Source organism: Pseudomonas sp. MDT1-16, from assembly GCF_054898115.1.
Genome location: NZ_CM142717.1, coordinates 517,582 through 540,737, shown reverse-complemented (window position 1 = coordinate 540,737; position 23,156 = coordinate 517,582). Strand labels below are relative to the sequence as shown.

Sequence of the window (23,156 nt, the reverse complement as noted above, 5' to 3'; positions counted from 1 at the left end):
AGCTACCCGCATGCAGAACTACAAAAAAATCTTCCTGGCTGCCGCCGTCACCCTGGCCTTCAGCGCCGGTGCCATGGCCGAAACCTTGAAGATGGGCATCGAAGCGGCCTACCCGCCGTTCAACAACAAAGATGCCAGCGGCAATGTCGTCGGCTTCGACAAAGAAATCGGCGACGCCCTGTGCGCCAAGATGAAAGTCGACTGCACCGTGGTCACGTCCGACTGGGACGGCATCATTCCGGCCCTGAACGCCAAGAAGTTCGACTTCCTGATCTCCTCGATGTCGATCACCGACGAGCGCAAGCAGGCGGTAGATTTCACCGACCCGTACTACTCCAACAAGCTGCAATTCATCGCCAAGAAAGACGTCGACTTCAAAACCGACAAGGCCTCCCTGCAAGGCAAAGTGATCGGCGCACAACGCGCGACCCTCGCTGGCACCTGGCTGGAAGACAACATGGAAGGCGTTGAAATCAAACTCTACGACACCCAGGAAAACGCCTACCTCGACCTGACCTCCGGTCGTCTGGACGGCATCCTGGCGGACAAATACGTCAACTATGAGTGGCTGAAAAGCGACGCCGGTCGGTCCTACGAGTTCAAGGGCGATCCGGTGGAAGAGAGCGACAAGATCGGTATCGCCGTACGTAAAGGCGACCCGATCCGCGCGAAGCTGAACCTTGCCCTGAAAGAAATCGTCGAGGACGGCACTTACAAAAAGATCAATGACAAGTACTTCCCGTTCAGCATTTATTGATTCTGACCTGCCTGACCGGCGCCGTTCGCTGACGGCGCCAGTCCCTGGCATTGCCTGCCGCGATTTGAAAAGAAATCCATGACTATCGATCTCTACGGATTCGGCCCGGCGCTCGCCGCTGGCGCGCTGATGACTGTGAAACTGGCACTCTCGGCTTTGTGCGTGGGGCTGGTGCTCGGTCTGCTCGGCGCCTTGGCCAAGACTTCCCCGTACAAGCCGCTGCAATGGCTTGGCGGCACTTACTCGACGCTGGTTCGCGGCATCCCGGAATTGCTCTGGGTGCTGTTGATCTACTTCGGCACGGTCAACCTGATGCGTGCCTTGGGCGAGTTCTTCGGCAACCCCGACCTCGAACTCAATGCCTTTGCCGCGGGTGTGATTGCGCTGGGACTGTGCTTCGGCGCCTATGCCACAGAGGTTTTTCGCGGTGCAATTTTGGCCATCCCCAAAGGTCACCGTGAAGCGGGTGTGGCGTTGGGCCTGTCGAAGTTTCGCATCTTCACCAAGCTGATCATGCCGCAGATGTGGCGCATCGCCCTGCCCGGCCTGGGCAACCTGTTCATGATCCTGATGAAAGACACCGCGCTGGTGTCGGTGATCGGCCTGGAAGAAATCATGCGTCACGCGCAAATCGGCGTGACCGTGTCCAAACAGCCGTTCACCTTCTACATGGTGGCCGCGTTCATGTACCTGGGTCTGACTATTCTCGCCATGACGGGCATGTACTTTATGGAAAAACGTGCCGCTCGCGGCTTCGCGAGGAGCACCCAATGAACTGGGAAATCATCATCAAGTGGCTGCCGAAACTGGCTCAGGGCGCGACGCTGACCCTGGAGCTGGTGGCCATCGCCGTGATCGCCGGGCTGCTGCTGGCAATTCCGCTAGGCATCGCCCGTTCATCGCGACTCTGGTACGTGCGGGCATTCCCCTACGGCTACATCTTCTTCTTCCGTGGCACACCGTTGCTGGTTCAGCTGTTCCTGGTCTACTACGGCCTGGCGCAGTTCGACGCGGTCCGTAACAGCTCGATGTGGCCGTACCTGCGCGATCCGTTCTGGTGTGCCACAGCGACCATGACGTTGCACACCGCGGCCTACATCGCCGAGATCCTGCGCGGCGCGATCCAGGCGATTCCACCGGGCGAGATCGAAGCAGCGCGGGCGCTGGGCATGTCCCGGCCCAAGGCGCTGTTCTACATCATCCTGCCCCGTGCCGCCCGCATCGGCCTGCCGGCCTACAGCAACGAAGTGATCCTGATGCTCAAGGCGAGTGCCCTGGCCAGCACCGTGACCCTGATGGAACTGACCGGCATGGCCCGCACCATCATTGCCCGGACCTACCTGCCAGTGGAGATCTTCTTCGCCGCGGGCATGTTCTATCTGCTGATGGCTTATGTGCTGGTACGCGGTTTCAAACTGCTGGAGCGCTGGCTGCGCGTCGATGCCTGCCAAGGTCGATGATTCCCACGTGCTGACGGGTGAGACCCTACTCGCCCGTTTCGCGGCGCTGGATGCTTTTCTGATCAAGCACCAGGCGCTGTGGAAGCCTCGACCGTTTACTCATCGGCAGCTTCCTTGGGAAGCGTCCTACCCGGAGCTGGCCGAATGGCTACGCGGGCGGTCGCTGGAAGAGGCGGAACAGAGCCACAATCAACCTTGCTTGCTGGATGCGCCGGAGCCTTTTGCCTCGCTGGCGGCGTTGTCCCTTGAACTGAGCACAGTGGGTGAATTGCCGGCTCATGCCCTCGAAGCGTCAGGCCATCGGTTGAATGTCGATGTGCCGGGGCGCAAGTGGCAGCAGATCGAAGCCTTCGCCAGTCGCTTGCAGTTTGCTGACGCGCCGAGTCATTGGCTGGACTGGTGCTCAGGCAAAGGACACTTGGGACGACGTCTGCTGCAAACCGGGCAACAACTGACCTGCCTGGAATACGACCCGGCGCTGGCTTTCAGCGGCCAGGCACTCAGCCAACGTCATCAAATGCATGCGCTGCATGTCGAGCAAGACGTGCTCGCTGCGGACGCCGTTTCTTTCTTGAATGCCGATCACACTCCGGTAGCGTTGCACGCCTGCGGTGATCTGCATGTGCGGCTGATCCAGCTCGCCAGTGCGGAAGGCTGCAAACAACTGGCCATCGCGCCTTGCTGCTACAACCGGATCCGTCTGAGCGAGTATCAGCCGCTTTCCTCGTCGGCCAAGCGCTCCGACCTACAGCTGTCCCTCGAAAATCTTTCGCTACCGACGAGCGAAACTGTCACCGCCGGCGCTCGCGTCCGACGTCAACGCGACACTTCCATGGCCAGACGCCTGGCCTTCGACCTGCTGCAGCGGCAACTGCGCGGCATGGACGAATACCTGCCCACCCCGTCCCTGCCCAGTGCCTGGCTGGATAAGTCATTCGCCGATTACTGCCATCATTTGGCCGCGCTTAAAGAGTTATCCACAATCGGTCCGCAGGATTGGTCAGCACTCGAAGGCGCTGGTTGGCAGCGATTGGCCGAAGTACGCAATCTGGAGCTGTTGCGCGGCCTTTTCCGACGCCCGTTGGAGCTTTGGCTGGTACTCGATCGGGCACTTTTCCTGTTCGAGCAGGGTTATGCGGTTCGCCTCGGCACCTTCTGCGAAACCCCACTTACACCGCGTAATTTCCTGATCCTGGCTGAGCGCCCTTAAAACACCTCATCCTGTGGATAACTCTGTTGATGAAATTATCGTGGATCCAATATATACGGCTGTTTCGAGGCTGAAACACTACTGTTCAATTTTCGTACACCTGTAAAAAAAGCGGAAAAACAGGCATTTGCGAGCAAATGAGAACGGATCCACAAATTTGCCTCTAAGCAGGTGCGGTACAGATCCCGTTGTGCATAAGCGTTCAGCCAAAACAACATAAACGACCTGCGAAACCTCAACTATCTTTGCCAAACGCCAGAATTGTCTGGTGTTCAAACAGCAAGGAGCTGGGAAAAACATGAGCACATTGAACAGTGCACAGGAAGCCGTCGATACCGTCGCCAACCAAGCCATTGATGCTGCGCTGCAGCAAACCTTCGCGGTGGGTGGCGCCATCATCAACAACGCAACGGGCGAGGTCATCGCCGCGCTGCACAACAACGTGCTGATGCCTTTCCCCGGCAGTGGCACCACGTACTTTCTACCTCATGATCCGACCGCCCACGGCGAGCGGCAATTGGTGGACTGGTACTACGAAAACGTCGCGCCATTGAACTTGCCACCGCCCAATCAGTTGACCGTCGTCACCACCCTGGACCCATGCGCCATGTGCGCCGGTTCGCTGCTGACTGCTGGATTTAACGTCGCCGTCAGTGCGATCGATGACTATGCAGGCATCAACTACAACAGTCAGTTCACCTTTCCGTCGCTGCCACCGCAGATCCGCCAACAGGCGCAGGACACCTGGGGTTATTACGCGATTGCGGCGCCTGTCAGCCGGGCCTATCGGGGTTCGACCAGCCCGGTGTTCGGCGGCCAGACCATCGACTCGGCGGTTTACTTCCTCACCAGCTCGATCTTCTCCGCCAGCGTCAACACCGTGCGCGAGGCCAGCAACAACAGCGGTTTACCGCCGGATCAACTGCAAAACCCTGCAAACCTCCCGGCCGACAGCAAAGTCCGCCAGGCACTGACTGCGCTCAGCCCGTTTGCGCTGACCGTGCAATCGGCCAACCCACGCGACCCCGGCGCAGAACTCGCCCCGCCACTGTTACAAACCGCACAGCACAGCCCGGTGTTCAACTCGGTGGCCCTCATCGATCCGTTCGGCAACCTGCTGGTGTGCCTGGGAGGCGTCGAGAACCAGTCGCCGATTCGTACAGCGTTCATGGAAACCACCCGCAACTACGCGGTCATGCGCTGGACCCTGATGAACGACCCCGACCCGACGGTTCGCGCCCAAGCCGAGCAATACCTGACGCACCCGAAGTACGGCACCTTCGTCTTCCTCTACGCCCCCGACCCCACCACCCCACAGGCCGTAATGACCTTCGGCGCGTACGGTTCGACCATGGAAGGCCCCGTGCCCCAGAGCTATCCGTCCAACCTCCAATACGTGCTGCTGCCGGGCAACACCACCGCACAAGCGCTGTCGACACTGGCCCAAAACCTGCCGCCGTTCTACACGCAAAGCGTGCAAGTGGCGCCCGCGCAGGTGTTGAGTCAGGACCTGATCAACGCGGTCAAAAACGGCGTGTAACGCTTTAAAGCAATCGCTCAGGCCGACCCCGCAGAAGCGTCCGCGGGGCCGGCCTGACGCCTACGCAAAAATAGTCTGAATTCAGGGGTTTACAGAACCAATCCAATCGCTATAATCGTCGCCCTAACACGCCGGTATAGCTCAGTTGGTAGAGCAACTGACTTGTAATCAGTAGGTCCCGGGTTCGACTCCTGGTGCCGGCACCATACAAAACAAAGCCCTCGTAGAAATACGAGGGCTTTGTTGTTTCTGGAGTTTGGAAAAGCAGGCCTTAGTGACCCGCGCTCTGACCACCATCAACGTGCAGGATCTCGCCGGTGACAAAATTGGCGCTGTCCAGATACACGACTGCCTGAGCAATGTCGCTGATCTCGCCCATGTGCCCGACCGGGTGCAGATTCCCCAGCGCTTCATGGGTTTCTTCGCCGTGCATTGGGGTCTTGATGATGCCCGGGGAAACCGCGTTCACCCGAATCCCGCGCTTGGCGTATTCGATGGCCAGGGATTTGGTCGCCGCATTCAGGCCACCTTTGGTCAACGACGCCAGTACCGACGGCACACCGTCGATGGCGTGGTCCACCAGGCTGGTGGTGATGTTGACGACGTGGCCGCTGCCTTGTTTTTCCATCTCGGTGATCGCGAGTTGGGTGATGTAGAAGAAACCATTCAGGTTCACCGACAGCACCGCAGCGTAATCTTCCTGGGTATATGCGGTGAACGGCTTGGCGACGAAGATCCCGGCGTTGTTGACCAGGGTGTCGATACGGCCAAAACGTTCGATGGCTTCACGAATAACCCGCTGAGCGACCGCAGGGTCGCCAATGTCGCCGGCCACGGTGAGAATGTCCGCGTCGGTAGACGGTTTGATCGAACGCGAAGTGGCGACAACCTTGTAATCCAGATCACGGAAGGCCTTGACCATGCCTGCGCCGAGACCTTGGGAGGCGCCAGTAATAACGATGACTTTTTTCGAACTGCTCATGATCAACCTCGACTAATAAATGATCGTTTAAATAAAGTAAGAAAGGCTTCGGCGGGGGTCTTCGCCATTTGTCTCAACATCTGTTCGTAGTACTCGACCGACAGCGAACCGGACACCAGGTGACGACCGAAAATCGATGGAAACCGCCGCGGTCATGACTGCCCCTCCGCCTCAGCCAACTGCTTGCGGTACTGGGTGGTGGTGATACCGGCGTAACCCCAGTTATCGGTGTCGACTTCTTCGATCACGATGTGGGTCAGTTCAGGACGCTTGTTAAGGACGCGTTCCAGGGTTTCAGTGATTTCGGCGATCACCTGAGCTTTCTGCTCTGAGGTAACGCCATCGCGGGTGATGCGTACGCTTACGAAAGGCATGAGGAATCTCCAGTGACCTGCTCATCGGGATGATGGGGAGGCGTTGGAGCTCAATGTATGGAGTTCGCTGGAGGGGATAAAGGTGGGGGCGGGAACATCATTAGTTACGTGGTGTAATAGGTGCGCGATCTCACGCCTGCTAGCGTCGAAACTCCAGCGATCAAACTGGCTTCAGGCTGTATTCGAACCATTATGCTAAATTATGGCTGGCCAATAATTATGGCTTATCCATAAAAAGAGGTAATTGCATGAGCAGCATTTTTCAGCGCCCTGAATTGGCCGAAGAGATGGCGAACCAGCTTCTCAATCCAGGCGTTCTCGATGAAGGTTTGCGCTCAGGTCTGTTTTTATCCGGCCTGCGCAGGACTGGTAAAACGACATTCCTGAGGAGCGACCTCATCCCTGCGCTGAAAGATGCGGGTGCTCTGGTCATTTACGTCGACCTATGGAGTGACACGCTGGCCAATCCAGCGACACTGGTGCATGACGCCATCCGTAAAACCCTGCAGGAGCTCCAAACACCGGGCTCCGGTTTGCTCGAAATGCTCAAGCGTGTCAGCGGTGCTGATGTAGGCGTTGCAGGATTCAAGTTTGGTTTCAAACTCGACAGCATCGGGAACTCAGGTGGGCCAACCCTGGCGCAGGCGCTGACAGAGGTTGTTGATCAAGCGAACACCAACTTGGTGCTGATCATCGACGAAGTGCAGCATGCCATTTCTTCCGACGATGGTAATCAGCTGCTTCTGGCACTCAAAGCTGCTCGTGATGCGATCAATCCTCGACCAGATACACCGGGTTACTTTCTGTTTATTGGAACGGGATCGCACAGGGCGCAAGTCAGCGAACTCACGGCAAAGAGGAACCAGGCGTTTTCTGGTGCGACATCGACAGCGTATCCGGTACTGAAAGGGGATTACGTTGAATACTTGCTTAACCGGCTCGTTGCGACGGTGAAGAAAGAAAAGCTACCTTCACTCGAAGTCGCCATCGAAGCATTCAATACCTTGGGAAACCGGCCCGAGGAAATGCTCAAAGCGTTGCGACAACTCATGCAGCAAGAAGGTGACCCTGATCTTTTCCTACCGGTTATTGCCAGCACATTGCGCTCGGCGGCGGCCAGCATCGAACTTGAAAAAGTGGAGTTGTTAGGTAGTTTGGCTCAGGCTATTTTCAACAAGATCGCGTCAACGGAAGGCGATGCCCGCGGCATTTTTTCCATCGATGCTGCATCCGAGTATTCGAAGACCGTGGGTCGTGAAGTGCGGGTTGAAGAGATTCAGCCGGTGGTGATTGCGCTGGTTGCCGAGAACATCATCATGCGGCGCGGGCATGGGATTTATGCGATTACGGACCAGTTTGTTCAGGAGATTTGGTTGGAGCAACGAGCGCTGATTGAAGCTAGCTAGCAATCGCTACGCTGTTGCCGTTGCGTGTCGAACAATCAATTTCACACCGACGCCACCACCTAGCCACGATTGCGCATCCATCTCCCTCAAGCTACCTTCAAACCGTCGCTGCCAATTCAGCGACCGGGCCTGAGAACTCGAATTCGATGCAGAAATTAACCGGAGTTCTCCTCATGCATGCCCGCAATTCATTCAAATTTTTCACTATTGCTACACCGAGTCACGCCCATCACCGCCCAAAAACCGGAGGTGCCCAATGACCAACCCCCAAGACCTGAAAACCATCGGCCTCACCCCTTTCTCCTACCACGCCAACCAACCGCTGTTGCGCATCAACGCTGGCGTCCAGGTCATCCAGGCCCTCTCCCACGCCTCCGATCTGCTCCACGTCGCCAAACTTCTCGCATCAGACGCGGCCATGATTCGAGACTCCGATCGGCATGGTCATCGACCCACTGGCTGATTCGGGTGGTATCGATCACTCACGCTGCTGTCTATCGGCTCCTCCCCCCGTACCGACTGAGCCACAGCTTCGATAATGGCGGCCCAAATATCCGGCCTTGCCAGCACAGGCATTTCCTTTGCCAATACGTTGCTCAGCTTCCCTTCGTTCTGCTCTATGGATCGCAAGAGCCGATCAGCCTGTTGATCAGGCATCTCAACGACCTCCTTGATTGCCTGTCTGGCCCTTATGTGACTACGCAAATACCGCGACTCTTCACGCATCTGTTCGGTGATGGTGCGGCGAATGACGTTAGACATGAAAACAACGTGTGGCCCCAGGTTCGGATAGCGCCACACAGGACGAGCCCGATCCTGGCCGGTGAATTCAATATTCGAGACCACGCCGTCAGGGTATTGCGTACGAGTATTGGCAAATGCTACCTGGTCTCGTATGCCCTGCATGAGTGGTTTTGAAACCTGATCCAGCACGCTGTCATAAAGACGCCGCTCAGCAGAGTCGTCGGTGATAACAGCTGAAATCGGAAGAATCACCGGGTCTGGAATGGCCCCATCACGACGCAGAATATCGTTGATCAGGAAGCGATGAACCCGACCGTTGCCGTCGGCCAGCGGATGGATATACACGAAAGCGAACGCTGCTACAGCACTGCGCATGACTGGGGATTGCCCTTGAGTACGATTCAGAAAGACGCGAATGCCTTCCAACATCTTTTCCAAATCGCTTTCCGGGGGAGCGACGTAATGGACAATCTCCTGATAGCGGACACTTTCGCCAACAAACACCGGAGATTGCCGAATTCCCAGGCGTGTCAGTGTGGTCACTGCTCCAAGGATTTCTTCTTGCATCTCAGCCAGTGCAGCGTCGGTGAGCGGCAGTTCGCCCTGACCGGTTCGTCGCACCAACACATCTGCGAAACGCTGAATACGCGTAGAACGATCCGCCTCCCCTTCAATGGCGAAACTGGCTTTGCTTTCCCTGAGCGTCATCCATGCGGCGGCGCGCAGCAGAAGCGCTTCGCCAAACTCTGCGGTCAGTTGACCAAAGAGGTGAGGCACATCGAGGTCCGCTGCTGACTTGACGGCTGCTGTCTTGACGACGATTGGGCAGAAGTAGCTCGAGCCAGGCAGGTTGTCATTCACTCGCCAACGCGGCACCTTCACCGCCTCTTCGGGTGAAGCCGCCACCATCAGATCGGCGTTGATGGCGTCGACATACTTACCGCCTATAGGTTCTGGCGCCTGCAACCGCTCGCCAGTGAGCCACTCAAACAAGAACGCCGACCTGCGGGCATATTGGCCGGTGGGCTCATCATTCAACCAGCCTTGTACCGGTGCAGCACCCACCTTGGTAAACAGTCTGGTCAAGAACTCAAGGTTCGGGACTTCATGCCGCAGGTGAAATTGCAGATGGGATGAAAAGTCCGGACCGGGGCGCATGTTTTCCGTATAGGTCTCAAGACGAAACCCATCTTCGACCTGAGTTGACCTTCGGCTACCGACCTGACTTAACACGGGTAGCCGTGCCATCGGCCGCACGTCGAATGTCGTTGCTAGCCAGGCAGCACCGATGGGGTCTACGGGAAATTCGCTCACGTCACACTCCTTTTAAAACCTCGGCAAAATCAAACCACCACAAATGGAGAGTAACGATCAAAATGAGGTTCTGCTGCATAAAAATGATTATTTTTCGGTGCTAATGCATAAAAACGAACATTCAGAGCACATAAAATTTATGTTCCGCCATTGAATTGGGCACCGTCGAACTGACCCCAAACGCATAAAAACGATTTTACTTGCTCAAAAACGATCATAAATCTGGCTTTTTGCACAAAACCGTTTCGAAACCGGACAATCTCACTGAGCCCCTCACACACTGAAACCCACAACGCCGCCCCCCTTTTCATCCACAAAAAAGCCCCGAACCAGTCGGGGCTTCTTCTTTCTCAGGCGTGCATCAGGCCTCGATGGCGCAACCGATCATCAGAAAATGTTGATCGGGTAACTCCCGATTGATTCAGTGTGCACAGCCATCAAGGCCACAGGCTTGAAACGCCGATGAAGACGCTTGGGGAAACGACTGCCTCAGCCACGCCACGAAGGCTTGCGGCTTGCCGAGCCACGGGCCGATATCGATCAGGGTGAATTGGCCGTTGTGTTCCAGGGCGAAGGTGGGGAAACCCTGGCCGCCGACCTTGGCCAAGAGTGCTCGACTGTCCTTGATGTGGCGATCGGTTTCCGCTTCATTGAAAACAGCCTGAAACGCTTGGGGCTCCAGACCGATGTCTTGTGCGAGTTCAAACAGGACCGCTTCATCGGCAATGCGTCGACCGTTTTCATAGTGAGCACTCTGCAAACGCCCCAACAACTCGAGTCCGCGGCCGGCGATCTGCTCGGCTGCCAGCACAGCGGCAATCGGCGGTGCGGAATCGAAAACCGCCGTCTCGTCGCGCAGTAAACCTTCGAAATACGCCTCGCCGAACGGCTGGCCGGTGTATTCGGCAATACGCTGATCGTGGGGTATCACGTAGTTGCGCAGTTGTGGCGAGACGGTCTGGCGGTTGGCGCCGGCCATCATGCCGCCGCCGTGGGCAATCACTGGCAACACAACCTGGGCGGCTTGCACGAGCGGTTTTGCGCCATAGCACCAGCCGCACAATGGGTCGTAAATGTAGTGAAGGATCATGGAAAGGCTCCGGCAAAAACGTAGGAAAACTAGATGCCGGCAGACTAGTCCTCCACCTGTTTCTGAAAAACGCTGGAATAGCTTTCAGTCTGTTTCATGAATCGGTCGAATGACCTTCCAGGTCCGTTGTAACTCCTTCGACACAATTCGAAATAATCAAACAGTCAAACTTTTCAAGAATAATTAACGGAAGTAAATAGCAAGCATTACCATTCGCGACCTCAAATTACTTCACCCTTTCGGATGCGCTTCAGATGCCTGCCCCCTTTCGCCTCACGCCCGTCACCCTTGGGCTCTGCGCATTTCTCTCTGCCGGTTTTACCTGCGCCACCACCACCGTCTTACCCGAGACGTCGATCAGCGCCGAAGCCGAAGCCGATGACCCGCGCGTGAAAGAAACCAGCACCGCGACCCGCACCGCCACGCCGGTGCGCTACGTTCCACAAGCCATCGACTCGATAAAAACCGCGAACGTCGTGGATTACGGCACTAACGATCTGGGCACCGCGCTGAGCGGCATCCCCAACGTCAGCAGCGGCGCCGACACTCGTTTCGACAGCCTGCGCATCCGCGGTTTCGACGCCAGCAACGACTTCTACCTCGACGGCATCCGTGACGACAGCCAATACGTGCGCGATTTGCACAACATCGAACGCATCGAAGTCCTCAAAGGCCCGGCCGCTGTGTTGTATGGTCGTGGCAGTCAGGGTGGGATTGTCAATCGGGTCAGCAAGCTGCCTGAATTCGGTCGCCGCTCGACTATCGAAGCCCAGGGCGGCAGCGATGATCTGCGCAGCCTCTACGCCGACCTCAGCACCGACCCGAGCGAGAACATCAGCCTGCGCCTGAACATGGGCAACATGGATCAAAACAGCTTCCGCGACGGCGTGAGCGGCAATCGCCAACTGTTCGCACCGTCGATGAGCTGGCAACTGACGCCGGACCTGAACTGGCTGGTGCAGTACGAATACAGCCGCTACAACCGTACGCCGGATCGCGGCATCCCCGGTGTAAAGGGGCGCCCGGCGGACGTAGGACGCGATACGACCTACGGCAGCGAGCACGATTTCATCGACGACAAGTCGCAATCCCTGCGTTCGAAACTCAGTTATGAGCTCAGCGACAACTGGCAGTTGCGCCACACTCTGGGCGTGTTCAAGCTCGACAGCGATTTCGACAACACCTACCTGACCGGTTACACCCCGGCGACCAACAAGGTCACGCGCCAGCACTGGCAACAGGACCTGACCACCCGCAACGTCTACAACAACGTCGAACTGGAAGGCGGTTTCGACACGTTCGGCCTTGAGCATCGCTTGCTGACCGGCATCGAAATCGGCAGCCAGCGCCGCGATCCGACGTTGTACAACGCGGCCACCGGGCGCGGGACTCAGCCGGTGCCGGCACTGGACCTGTACAACCCTGACCGCGATTTGCGCCACACCGGACGGATGCAGGTTTCGAGCAGCACTCACACCGAAGTCGAAAGCCGTGCGGTGTACGTGCAAGATCAGCTGCGCCTGAACGATCAATGGCAACTGCTGGCCGGCCTGCGTTACGACACCTTCGACATCGAGTCGACCAACAAACTGCGGGACATTTCCGAAGATCGTGACAGCCACAGCACGAGCCCGCGAGTAGGACTGGTGTGGACGCCGCTGCAGAATCACTCCTTCTACGCCTCCTGGACCAAGACCTTTTCCCCGGTCGGTGGTGGTTTGATCGGCATCACTCCGGGCGCCGCCGGCAACAGCAACGACCTGAGCCCCGAGCTGACCAAGCAAAAGGAAATCGGCGTGAAGAGCGACTGGCTCGATGATCGTCTGAGTACCACGCTGGCGATCTACGAACTGGAACTCTACAACCGCCGCACCAGCGACCCGAACGATCCGAGCGTAACCTTGCTCACCGGCCTGCAACGTTCCCGCGGCGTCGAGCTGACCGGTACCGGCAAGATTGCCGGCAACTGGTACGTGCGCGGTGGCGTGGGTGTGCAGGACGCGACAGTCGAGAAGGACAACAACGGCTTTGAAGGCAAACGCATCAGTAACGTGGCCAAGCACAATGGCAGCCTGTTCCTGACCTGGAAACCGGAAATGGGCTGGTACGCTGAAACCGGTCTGACCCTGGTGGGCCAGCGTTATGCCGACAACCTCAACACCACCGTCCTTCCGGGTTATGGCCGTTGGGATGCACTGGCCGGGTTCCGGCAGAAGGATTGGGATTTGCGCGCGGCGCTGAACAACATCAGCGATAAGACCTATTACTCGTCGGCCACCAGTGCGGCGCAGATTCAACCGGGAGCACCGCGCAGCCTGGTCTTGACCGGAACCTACAGCTTCTAATCACCACAGATTCGGCCGCCACCGACTGATCGTTCCCACGCTCTGCGTGGGAATGCAGCCCGGGACGCTCCGCGTCCCAAGAGCGGACGTAGAGCGTCCGTTGAGGCATTCCCACGCGGAGCGTGGGAACGATCATCGACAAGGGTCAGCGGCGATCACGAAAAAAACCTTCGCCCATAAAAAAGCGCCGCCATCCCGGCAGCGCTTTTACCAATCCGTTGTTTTTCTTCTTATCCTTCCATCACATCCCACAACGCTTCCAGCTCCGCTTCGCTGAACAAACCAGCGGGGTAGCGCTCGATCATCATCCGGCGCGGATCAGGTTCTCTGATCTGACGCGTTCCATTGGACTTCAACCAGTGCGCCAGGACCTGGAGCGATTCGCTGTTTACTGCCAGGGGATGCAACGCCCGTTCGCTCACTACATTCATTTCGGCGTTCATTTCCGCGCTCTCTCCTGGTGTGTGAGCGGCTAACTTATCCAAGGTTTATGACAGAACATCGCAGTTCTCCCCTCCCTGTTTTACACCAGGAGAGATACAAGAGCTGTGCCAAGGTTTCGGAACTGTCGACAAGCGGATACAAAAAAGCCCGCAGTCCTGAAGGGCTGCGGGCTTCCTATAACGCGGGAAGGGAAAACGGTTGCTGAGCCGATTCTGCAATCAACTCAAGCTGTTACAACCCCACTCACTCCTTGTGCGGCGCTGGCTGTTGTTGGGTAAGGCAGTGGATGTTACCGCCTCCCAGTAACAGTTCGCGGCCGGGCACCATCACCACTTCGTGCTGCGGGAACAGACTCTGCAAAATCTCTTTTGCCGGGCCATCCAACGGGTCGTCGAAGCTCGGCGCGATGATGCCGCCGTTAACGATGAGGAAGTTCACGTAGGAACCCGCCAAACGCACGGTCGGATTACGTTCCTGAGTACCGTCCACCGGATCCACGCCGGCGCACTCGTCTTCGGTCGCATACAGCGGCCCCGGAATCGGCATTTTGTGCACCGTGAATGGGCGGCCCTTGGCGTCGGTGCTGCTTTCCAGCACGTTCATCGCCGCCTGGCAACGCGAGTAGTTCGGGTCTTGCGGATCGTCGGTCCAGGCCAGCAATACTTCACCCGGACGCACGTAGCAGCAGAAGTTATCCACATGACCGTCGGTTTCGTCGTTGAACAAACCGTCCGGCAGCCAAATGATTTTATCCACAGCCAGATTCGCACTGAGCACCGCTTCGATTTCTGCACGGTTCATGTGCGGATTACGATTGCGGTTGAGCAGGCATTCTTCGGTGGTGATCAGCGTGCCCTCGCCATCGACGTGAATCGAACCGCCTTCGAGCACGAAGCCCTCGGTGCGGTAGCGCTGGCTGCGCTCGATCTCGAGGATCTTGCCGCCGACCTGCGAATCGCGATTCCACGGCGAGTACAGACCCCCGTCGAACCCGCCCCACGCGTTGAAGTCCCAGTTCACACCACGGACTTCACCGCTGTTATTGATGACGAATGTCGGGCCGGTGTCGCGAACCCAGGCGTCGTCGCTGGACATTTCCACCACCCGAATATTCGGCACGTCCAGACGGGCACGGGCGTTTTCGTATTGGCCGGTGGAAACCGCAACAGTCACCGGTTCGAAACGTGCGATGGCTTTCGCTACAGCGACGTGCGCGGCTTGCGCCGGTTTGCCACCCAGGCGCCAGTTGTCCGGGCGCTCGGGCCAGATCATCCAGGTCTGGGTTTGCGGCGCCCATTCGGCGGGCATGTAAAAGCCGTCGGCGCGAGGCGTGCTGTGCAAAGTGGTCATGGTGATCAGGACTCCAGGGAACCGTCGAGGGTTTTGATGGCGCCGTACAGGTTCGGCCGACGGTCACGGAACGAACCCCACGCGCTGCGGATGTGCTCCAACTCGTCGAGGTCGAAGCTCTGAACCAGTACGCCTTCTTCGGTTTCGTTGAGTTCCTGAACCTTCTCGCCGAACTGGTTGGCGATGAAAGACGAACCATAGAACGTAATGTCGTAACCGTCCTGCTCTTCGTTGCCGATGCGGTTGCTGGCGATCAGCGGCATCAGATTGGCGCCGGCATGGCCCTGTTGCACACGCTGCCAGTGATCACGGGACGAAATGGTCTTGTCGTGTGGCTCGCTGCCGATCGCGGTCGGGTAGAACAGGATTTCCGCGCCTTGCAACGCCATGCTGCGCGCGCATTCCGGGAACCACTGGTCCCAGCAGATGCCCACGCCGATTTTCGCGTAACGGGTGTTCCAGACTTTGAAGCCGGTATCGCCCGGGTTGAAGTAGTACTTTTCGTGGTACCCAGGGCCATCCGGGATGTGGCTTTTACGATAAACCCCGAGGTTGCTGCCGTCGGCATCGATGATCGCGATGCTGTTGAAACGCGCGCGGCCCGCCAGTTCGTAGAAGCTGATTGGCAGAACCACGTGCAGCTCTTTGGCAACTTTCTGGAAGTGCTTGATGGCGACGTTGTCTTCAACGGTCGTGGCCAGCTGCAAGTAATCCGGGTTCGGCTTTTGGCAGAAGTACGGCGCCTCGAACAGTTCCTGGATCAGGATGATCTGCGCGCCTTTCGCCGCGGCCTCACGGACCAGCTTCTCAGCGGTCTCGATGTTGGCTTCAAGGTCCCAGGAACAGGCCATCTGGGTGGCGGCGACGGTAACGATACGGCTCATGAATCATCTCCGGGGAATTGCTTGAGGGTCGAGTGTGGCATCGACCGATGACAGAAATGGGAAGCGCTGGACGTGGTGGGTCCACGACGTGGGCAGTGGTGACTTTATAGCCGATATAAATCGGCTTTTAAAGCAACAAATACTCCATCTGTCGAAAAATCATCAATTAATCCCGATAACAATCGATATTTTAGCCCTATTACTGATCGTTCCCACGCTCCGCGTGGGAATGCAGCCGGGGACGCTCCGCGTCCCAAGAGCGGACGCAGAGCGTCCAGTGAGGCATACCCACGCAGAGCGTGGGAACGATCAGTACGGTGATGTTTACAGTCCTTCTCCCAACACCTTCGACAGCATGTCGACAAAGAAATCCACGCTCTGACGCGAGGTCACCATCGGCGGTTTGATCTTGAGGATGTTCAGGTAATCGCCGGTCGGCTGCATGAAGATCCCCAACTCGCGCAACCGATCACACAGCGCCGTGGTTTCTTCGGTCGCCGGCTCCAGGGTTTCGCGATTGCGGATCAACTCGACGCCCAGATAGAAGCCGGAACCATGCACCGCGCCCACCAGCGGATGAATATCGATCAGCGCTTCAAGCCGCTCCTTGAAATACCCGCCCACGACCTGAGCATTTTCCCAAAGCTTTTCTTCTTCCATCACATCCAGCACTGCCATGCCGATCTGGCAACTGACCGGGCTGCCGCCGGCCGACGAGAAGAAATAACCTTCGGCTTCCAGCGCTTCGGCGATTTCCCTACGGGTGATCACCGCGCCCAGTGGCTGACCGTTGCCCATGCCTTTGGCCATGGTGATGATGTCCGGCACCACGCCTTGCTCTTCAAAACCCCAGAAAAATTTGCCCATGCGGCCGTAGCCGACCTGCACTTCGTCGGCAATACACACGCCGCCCTGGGCACGAACCAACGCGTAAACCTGCTTCAAGTAACCCGGCGGCAACGAGATACCGCCGGCATTGCCGTACACCGGTTCACAGATGAAACCGGCCAGCTGACGTTTCTGCTCGGCCATTTTCGTCAGGTTGTGTTCGACGCTGCGCACGTAGTCCGGCGCGCTGTCCGGTCCACGGAATTCGCCGCGATAGGTGTTCGGTGCGGTGACCGGATGCACCCAGTCCGGACGGCTGTTCAAGGCCTTCGGGTTGTCGGCAATCGAGGTCGAGACCGCATCGGCTGCCACCGACCAGCCGTGATACGCCTCAAGCACACTGAGCATGTCGCGACCGCCGCTGTAGGCCCACGCCAAGCGGATCGCGAGGTCGTTGGCCTCGGTGCCGCTGTTGACCAGGAACACTCTGTCCATGGAATCCGGCGACAGTTTCAGCAAACGCTCGGAAAACTCGGCAATCGCTGCGTAGTTGAACCGCGAGTTGGTATTGAGCAGCGACCACTGACGACTCGCGACAGCGGCCATGCGCGGATGACCGTGGCCAAGCACCGCGACGTTGTTGAGCATGTCGAGGTAGGAGCGGCCCTGCATGTCGATCAGGTGATTGCGCCAGCCACGTTCGATGCGCGGTGGGTCGACGTAATAGTGCTTCTGGGTCCGGGCGAAACTGGCGTCGCGGCGGGCCAGCAACGTCTGCGAATCGAGTTCTTCTTCGGCGTCACAGGCCAGTCCCAGCAGCACCGCCGGTGACGGGCACAACGCTTGCCAGGCGGCGGCGCGAGACGGTGTGCAAAACAAGGGAGCATTGAACGAAGCGCCTCGACACAACTGCACCACCAATGGCCCGTTGACCGAACCCAGCACCTGTCCTTTGACCAGCGCTGCGCCCGTGTGCAGCGACGGGGTCACGCCCCACAGACGCACACTCAGTTGCGGGCCATCCAATTGCAGCACACCCACCGCCGGCTGATGGACCACGCCGGCAAACGGCGACTCGACTGCCGTGCCGTGGGGCACTCGCAACTCGACATGCAACGGGCAAGTGTCCGGCTCAGTGGCGCTGTCCGGCCGGGTGCGGGACAAGCGATATTGCCCATAACGACTGGCCGCCAGACCGTGAGTCGCGGCAGCCTCGGTCAGCAGGCGCTGATCGATCCCCTCCTGCTCCCAGTTACCGGCCTCGAAATGCGCACTGAGCACGCCCAAATCGATCAACGCAAACTCACGCCCGACCAGACTCGGCAACAGCGGCGCAAATCCTTCGCTGCCGATACTTGGCAGGCTCTGGCCGACCGAGGCAAGGATCGCTGCTTCCATCAACGCCAACGGCACCGATGTAGCGACGCGGAAAATCTCCCACTCGTGGGTGAGGTTGTCGCGGCTGTACTCGTTGCCAGGATCGATACTGACCTGCTGTTCGCCGCTGAGCACCAACACCGCCGCACGGGCGACGATCAGCGGCCAGAGCGCCAGTAGCTCTTCATGCGTGAGCGGATTGACAGCGTGATAGGCCTGAACCGCCGGCAAAATGTAGAACGGATCGCCATCAGCGTGGTGCAGTAGCGCCGCGCAGGTCACCGACAGATCAGTAATGCGCCAGGTACGAACCAGGTCGCCGAAATCGATCACACCCTGCAATTGCCACTGGCGTTGCGAATCTCGCTGCCACACCACGTTGTCGTCGGTGACGTCCATGTGAATCGCCTGCACCGGCAACTTATCCACAAGCGGCAGCAAATGACGCTCGGCCCGTTCAGCCGCATCAGCGATCAGCAGGCGCTGCTGCTCATCCTTGATGACCGGCAGCAAATGCGCGATCAACGCGCTGGCGTGGCGGGCGTCCCATTGAAGGGTGCGCTCGAGGCCCGGATGGTCGAAACCGGCCAGGGCCAGATCCATTTTTCCGCAGAGACGACCAAATCCGGCCACCACTGAACCGGGCAGATGATCAAGGTGTGTAAGCGACTGGCCTTCGATGTAATCGAGCAGGCGCACGTGCACCGGTTGGCCGCCGACTTCCAGAGAGAGCAGCTCTGCACCGTTTTTGGCCGCAATCACTCGCGGCACTTGCACATCGGGGTGTTCACCCAAATGCTTGAGCCCGGCGTGCTGGGCGTGCAGCTCCAGCGCCGAGTAGTCGCCACGGCAGATTTTCAGGACAAAACGCCCCTGGTCGCTGTCGACCCGATAGTTAAGATCCTGCTGGCTGCCGAGGGCCTGCAACCTTCCACTCAGCCCGTAATGCCCCTTCAACAGCTCAAGCGCTTGCTCCGCAGACACTTGCGGGCTGGGCAAACTGGCGCGATGAATCAACGTGGCGAGCGGCATACAACGACCCCTGAAATTTTACTAGGCGCTTATAACGCCACTGCTTGGGGCGATACGCAACCCCCTTCGCCTGCCTGACACCTACCGGATGCTCGACAAAATCAGTGAACGGATCAGGAAAAAAAACACTCCACTCGCACCGGCCGGCACTTTGCGCAAGAATGTCGCCCATCAACGCCTATTGCTGGAGAAAGACCATGAAAGTAGTCACCACCGAGCTGCCCGGTGTTCTGATCATCGAACCCAAGGTATTTGGTGACGAGCGCGGTTTCTTCTATGAAAGCTTCAATGCCAAGACTTTCAAAAAAGCGACTGGCCTTGAGACGAATTTTGTTCAAGACAACCATTCCCGCTCGCAAAAAGGCGTATTGCGCGGCCTGCATTACCAGCTGGAAAACACCCAGGGCAAACTGGTTCGCGTCACAGTCGGCGAAGTACTTGACGTGGCTGTGGACATTCGCCGCAGTTCGCCACATTTCGGCAAATGGGTGGCCGTGCGTCTGTCCGCCGAGAACCATCGCCAACTCTGGGTCCCGGAGGGTTTCGCCCACGGTTTTGTAGTACTGAGCGAGTTCGCCGAATTCCTCTACAAAACCACCGACTACTACACCCCGTCCGCCGAGCGCTGCATTCGCTGGGACGACCCGGACCTGGCCATTGATTGGCAACTGGACGAAGCACCGCAATTGTCTGGCAAAGATCAGGCTGCCGCGCTCTTCAAGGACGCTGACGTCTTTTCCTGAAACACCCACGGTGCGCAGACTGCGCCCGCAAGCCTAGGCATAATGCGCCTGTACCCACAGGCGCTCGATGCTCATGACTCCGACCCTCCCCCGCAGACCCCGCTGGCGCAGCCTGGCCCTGCTGGCACTGTGCCTGGCGCCGTTGCTGTGGCCGCTGGAGCATCTGGCCGAGCGTTATTACCGCAGCGAACTGGCCGGGCAGAACCGTCAGACGCTCGACCTTTACGTTGCCAACCTGCTGGGCACCCTGCACCGTTATGAAGTGTTGCCGCAGATCCTCGGCGATCTGCCGGCGCTGCGAGCCGTCCTTGGCGCGCCCGACGATGGTGTCACTCAGGGCAACGCCAACCGTTTGTTGAAAAACATCAGTGCCCAGACCGGCGCCGAAGTCATGTACCTGATGGACACCACGGGCAAGACCCTGGCCGCGTCCAATTGGGACAAACACGACAGTTTCGTCGGGCGTAATTTTTCCTTCCGGCCGTATTTCAGCGAAGCCATGGCCGGGCGGCTTGGGCGTTTTTTCGGCTTGGGAACGACATCGGCCAAGCGCGGCTATTTCTTCGCCGCCGCCGTGCGTAGCGGCGAAAAGATCATCGGTGTGCTGGTGGTCAAGGTCGACCTGGACCATACCGAAAGCCTCTGGGGCAAAACCCCGGAACAACTGCTGCTGACTGACCATAACGGCGTGGTCATTCTCACGTCGCGGCCCGAGTGGCGATTCCGCTCGACCCGTCCGTTGGGCGAGGAAGAACGCAAGGCTATCACCGCCATTCAACCCTATCCGACCCGCGATCCCAAACCATTGAGGCTCAACCCCAATGCCTGGCTGACACAGACCCAACAAATCGCAGAAACCGGTTGGAACGTCAGCATCCTCGCCCCACGCACCTTGATCGATCGCCCGGTGCGCACGGTCGTCGCCATCGGGGGCGCGACGTTGTTGGTGTTGATGTTGCTGCTGGGCCTGATGATGCAGCGCCGCCGACATTACCTCGAACGGATCGCCTTCGAAGCCAAGGCCCGTCATGAACTGGAAGGCCGGGTAGCCGAGCGGACCAGCGACCTCGAAGGTCTCAACCGTCGATTGAAACAGGAAGTGCTGGAACGCGAACAGGCCCAGCAAGAGTTGGTTCGCGCTCAGGATGATCTGGTGCAGGCCGGTAAACTGTCGGCCCTTGGCACCATGTCGGCGAGCATCAGCCACGAGTTGAATCAACCGCTGGCGGCGATCCGCAGCTACGCGGAAAACGCCGAAGTGCTGCTCGATCATCAGCGCACCGACGATGCGCGCGGCAACCTCAAGCTGATCAGCGAACTGACCGGGCGAATGGCGTCAATCATCGCCCACCTTCGCGCCTTCGCCCGGCGCGATCGCCACGCCCCGGAAAGCGTCGCCCTGCAACCGGCGCTGGACGATGCGCTGGCGTTGCTGGCCAAACGCCGGCGCAGCATGGAAGTCGAACTGATCCGCGACTTGCCCGCCGCCACCCTGTGGGTCGAGGCCGGGGAAACCCGTCTGCGTCAGGTGCTCGGCAATCTGCTGGCCAACGCCCTGGACGCCCTGACGGAAAAAGGCCCGCCGCGTAAGCTCTGGTTGAGTGCCCAATCCACCGCCGACGGCGTCAATCTGTACATTCGCGACAATGGCCCCGGGTTTTGCATGGAAGCCCTTGGTCGTGCCAGCGAGCCTTTCTACACCACCAAGACCCGCACTCAGGGGCTTGGTCTGGGGTTGGCGATTTGCGAAACCCTGATGCGTGCCTTCGGGGGTGAACTGTCGTTCGCCAACCACAAGGAAGGCGGCGCCCTGATTACCCTGAAGCTGCGTGCAGGCGCACCGGGTGTGAGCCTGCAACCGTCCGAGGACCGAAGTGCATGACCATCGACAACCGCATCCAGGTCGTGCTGATCGACGACGATCCGCATCTGCGTCAGGCCCTGAGCCAGACCCTGGACCTCGCCGGCCTGAAAATTCTGCCACTGGCCGAAGCCAAGGGCCTGGCCGTAAAACTGGAGCGCGACTGGCCCGGCGTGGTGGTCAGTGACATCCGCATGCCGGGCATGGACGGTCTCGAACTGCTGACCGAACTGCATGCCCAGGACCCGGATCTGCCAGTGCTATTGATTACCGGGCACGGCGATGTGCCGCTGGCCGTGCAAGCGATGCGCGCCGGGGCTTATGACTTTCTGGAAAAGCCCTTCGCCAGCGACGCCCTGCTCGACAGCGTGCGCCGTGCCCTGGCCTTGCGCCGGCTGGTGCTGGACAACCGCAGCCTGCGTCTGGCCCTGAGCGATCGCAATGAACTGAGTACCCGACTGGTCGGGCAATCGGCATCGATGCTGCGCCTGCGCGAGCAGATCGGAGCATTGGCGGCGACCAAGGCTGATGTGCTGATCCTGGGTGAAACCGGTGCGGGTAAAGAAGTGGTCGCACGTGCTTTGCATGATCTGTCGAGCCGTCGTAACGGTCCGTTCGTGGCGATCAATGCCGGCGCCCTGGCCGAGTCGGTGGTAGAAAGCGAGCTGTTCGGGCACGAGCCAGGCGCCTTTACCGGCGCGCAAAAGCGCCGCATCGGCAAGTTCGAATTCGCCAATGGCGGCACGTTGTTCCTCGATGAAATCGAAAGCATGAGCCTGGATGTACAGGTGAAATTGCTGCGTTTGCTGCAGGAGCGCGTCGTCGAGCGCCTGGGCGGTAATCAGCTGATCCCGCTGGACATCCGCATCATCGCCGCGACCAAGGAAGACCTGCGTCAATCCGCCGATCAGGGCCGCTTCCGTGCCGATTTGTATTACCGTCTGAACGTCGCACCGCTGCGTATTCCACCGCTGCGCGAGCGCGGCGAAGATGCGCTGATGCTGTTCCAGTATTTCGCCGACGAAGCCAGCACCCGCCACGGCTTACCGCCCCATGAACTGCAACCGGGACAACGCGCCCTGCTGCTGCGCCACACCTGGCCGGGCAACGTGCGCGAACTGCAAAACGCCGCCGAACGCTTTGCCCTGGGCCTGGAACTGGCGCTGGACAACAGCGCGCCGGCTGCGGGCATGACGGTCGAAGGGGTCAGCGGCGGTCTCAGCGAACAAGTGGAAAACTTCGAAAAAACCTTGATCGCCGCCGAACTGGCGCGCTCTCACAGTTCCGTGCGCAGCCTCGCCGAAGCCCTCGGTATCCCGCGCAAAACCTTGCACGACAAACTGCGCAAGCACGGGTTGAACTTCGCCGACGGTGGCGCCAGCAGCCACACCGACGAACTCGATTGAGCTACCGTC

The 23,156-nt window shown here is 58.8% G+C and carries 19 protein-coding genes and 1 tRNA gene; 12 read left to right on the top strand and 8 right to left on the bottom strand.

Going from position 1 to position 23,156, the window contains the following annotated elements:
• Positions 1–10 precede the first annotated feature (10 nt).
• The 6 genes from ACYZT3_RS02435 to ACYZT3_RS02410 all read left to right on the top strand — a co-directional run bounded on the left by ACYZT3_RS02435 (position 11) and on the right by ACYZT3_RS02410 (position 5,173).
• Complete coding sequence (locus ACYZT3_RS02435) at positions 11–757, top strand: ABC transporter substrate-binding protein (protein WP_282377353.1); 747 nt, start codon at positions 11–13, stop codon at positions 755–757.
• Positions 758–835: 78 nt separating this feature from the next.
• A complete protein-coding gene (locus tag ACYZT3_RS02430) occupies positions 836–1,531 on the top strand; it encodes an ABC transporter permease (protein ID WP_282377354.1) in 696 nt (231 codons plus the stop codon).
• Positions 1,528–2,217, top strand: coding sequence for an ABC transporter permease (locus ACYZT3_RS02425; RefSeq protein ID WP_282377355.1), 690 nt, complete (start codon positions 1,528–1,530; stop codon positions 2,215–2,217). The genes ACYZT3_RS02430 and ACYZT3_RS02425 overlap by 4 nt, the downstream gene beginning before the upstream one ends.
• On the top strand, positions 2,198–3,427 hold the full coding sequence (locus ACYZT3_RS02420; RefSeq protein WP_462031434.1) for a methyltransferase: 1,230 nt from the start codon (positions 2,198–2,200) through the stop codon (positions 3,425–3,427). The genes ACYZT3_RS02425 and ACYZT3_RS02420 overlap by 20 nt, the downstream gene beginning before the upstream one ends.
• A 298-nt stretch (positions 3,428–3,725) precedes the next feature.
• Positions 3,726–4,967 (top strand): nucleoside deaminase, encoded by a 1,242-nt coding sequence (locus ACYZT3_RS02415; RefSeq protein ID WP_462031433.1) that lies wholly within the window; start codon positions 3,726–3,728, stop codon positions 4,965–4,967.
• A 130-nt stretch (positions 4,968–5,097) separates the two neighbouring features.
• Positions 5,098–5,173: transfer RNA gene (locus ACYZT3_RS02410), tRNA-Thr, on the top strand.
• A gap of 65 nt (positions 5,174–5,238) precedes the next feature.
• On the opposite strand, the gene ACYZT3_RS02405 is transcribed toward ACYZT3_RS02410, so the two are convergent.
• Positions 5,239–5,949: an SDR family NAD(P)-dependent oxidoreductase gene (locus ACYZT3_RS02405; protein ID WP_282377358.1), complete on the bottom strand. Its 711-nt coding sequence runs from the start codon at positions 5,947–5,949 to the stop codon at positions 5,239–5,241.
• 152 nt (positions 5,950–6,101) lie between these two features.
• Entirely contained in the window at positions 6,102–6,323 is a 222-nt protein-coding gene (locus tag ACYZT3_RS02400) for a tautomerase family protein (RefSeq protein WP_282377359.1), read from the bottom strand.
• A 248-nt stretch (positions 6,324–6,571) separates the two neighbouring features.
• Between ACYZT3_RS02400 and ACYZT3_RS02395 the strand changes: the two genes are divergently transcribed.
• Positions 6,572–7,729: an AAA family ATPase gene (locus tag ACYZT3_RS02395; protein WP_462031432.1), complete on the top strand. Its 1,158-nt coding sequence runs from the start codon at positions 6,572–6,574 to the stop codon at positions 7,727–7,729.
• A 256-nt stretch (positions 7,730–7,985) separates the two neighbouring features.
• Positions 7,986–8,192: a DUF3077 domain-containing protein gene (locus ACYZT3_RS02390; RefSeq protein ID WP_462031431.1), complete on the top strand. Its 207-nt coding sequence runs from the start codon at positions 7,986–7,988 to the stop codon at positions 8,190–8,192.
• Here the strand turns inward: ACYZT3_RS02390 and ACYZT3_RS02385 are convergent.
• A complete protein-coding gene (locus ACYZT3_RS02385; protein ID WP_462031430.1) occupies positions 8,174–9,787 on the bottom strand; it encodes a Fic family protein in 1,614 nt (537 codons plus the stop codon). The genes ACYZT3_RS02390 and ACYZT3_RS02385 overlap by 19 nt on opposite strands.
• Positions 9,788–10,208: 421 nt before the next feature.
• Complete coding sequence (locus ACYZT3_RS02380; RefSeq protein WP_462031429.1) at positions 10,209–10,877, bottom strand: DsbA family protein; 669 nt, start codon at positions 10,875–10,877, stop codon at positions 10,209–10,211.
• 254 nt (positions 10,878–11,131) lie between these two features.
• Here ACYZT3_RS02380 and ACYZT3_RS02375 point away from each other — a divergent pair, with 254 nt between their 5' ends.
• Positions 11,132–13,222: a TonB-dependent receptor gene (locus ACYZT3_RS02375; protein ID WP_282377362.1), complete on the top strand. Its 2,091-nt coding sequence runs from the start codon at positions 11,132–11,134 to the stop codon at positions 13,220–13,222.
• Between the two features lie 230 nt (positions 13,223–13,452).
• Here ACYZT3_RS02375 and ACYZT3_RS02370 read toward each other — a convergent pair whose 3' ends face one another.
• The 4 genes from ACYZT3_RS02370 to ACYZT3_RS02355 form a co-directional block, all read right to left on the bottom strand.
• Positions 13,453–13,665, bottom strand: a complete 213-nt coding sequence (locus ACYZT3_RS02370; protein WP_046045525.1) for a hypothetical protein — start codon at positions 13,663–13,665, stop codon at positions 13,453–13,455.
• 244 nt (positions 13,666–13,909) lie between these two features.
• A complete protein-coding gene (gene aguA / locus ACYZT3_RS02365) occupies positions 13,910–15,016 on the bottom strand; it encodes an agmatine deiminase (protein WP_462031428.1) in 1,107 nt (368 codons plus the stop codon).
• Positions 15,017–15,021: 5 nt separating this feature from the next.
• Complete coding sequence (gene aguB / locus ACYZT3_RS02360) at positions 15,022–15,900, bottom strand: N-carbamoylputrescine amidase (RefSeq protein WP_462031427.1); 879 nt, start codon at positions 15,898–15,900, stop codon at positions 15,022–15,024.
• A 324-nt stretch (positions 15,901–16,224) separates the two neighbouring features.
• Positions 16,225–19,137, bottom strand: a complete 2,913-nt coding sequence (locus ACYZT3_RS02355) for an aminotransferase (RefSeq protein WP_462031426.1) — start codon at positions 19,135–19,137, stop codon at positions 16,225–16,227.
• 197 nt (positions 19,138–19,334) lie between these two features.
• On the opposite strand from ACYZT3_RS02355, the gene rfbC reads away from it, so the two are divergent.
• The 3 genes from rfbC to ACYZT3_RS02340 all read left to right on the top strand — a co-directional run bounded on the left by rfbC (position 19,335) and on the right by ACYZT3_RS02340 (position 23,147).
• On the top strand, positions 19,335–19,880 hold the full coding sequence (rfbC, locus tag ACYZT3_RS02350; RefSeq protein WP_462031425.1) for a dTDP-4-dehydrorhamnose 3,5-epimerase: 546 nt from the start codon (positions 19,335–19,337) through the stop codon (positions 19,878–19,880).
• Positions 19,881–19,953: 73 nt separating this feature from the next.
• On the top strand, positions 19,954–21,762 hold the full coding sequence (locus ACYZT3_RS02345) for a sensor histidine kinase (RefSeq protein ID WP_462031424.1): 1,809 nt from the start codon (positions 19,954–19,956) through the stop codon (positions 21,760–21,762).
• Complete coding sequence (locus ACYZT3_RS02340) at positions 21,759–23,147, top strand: sigma-54-dependent transcriptional regulator (protein WP_462031423.1); 1,389 nt, start codon at positions 21,759–21,761, stop codon at positions 23,145–23,147. Before ACYZT3_RS02345 ends, ACYZT3_RS02340 begins: the two co-directional genes overlap by 4 nt.
• The last annotated feature ends 9 nt before the right edge of the window (positions 23,148–23,156 follow it).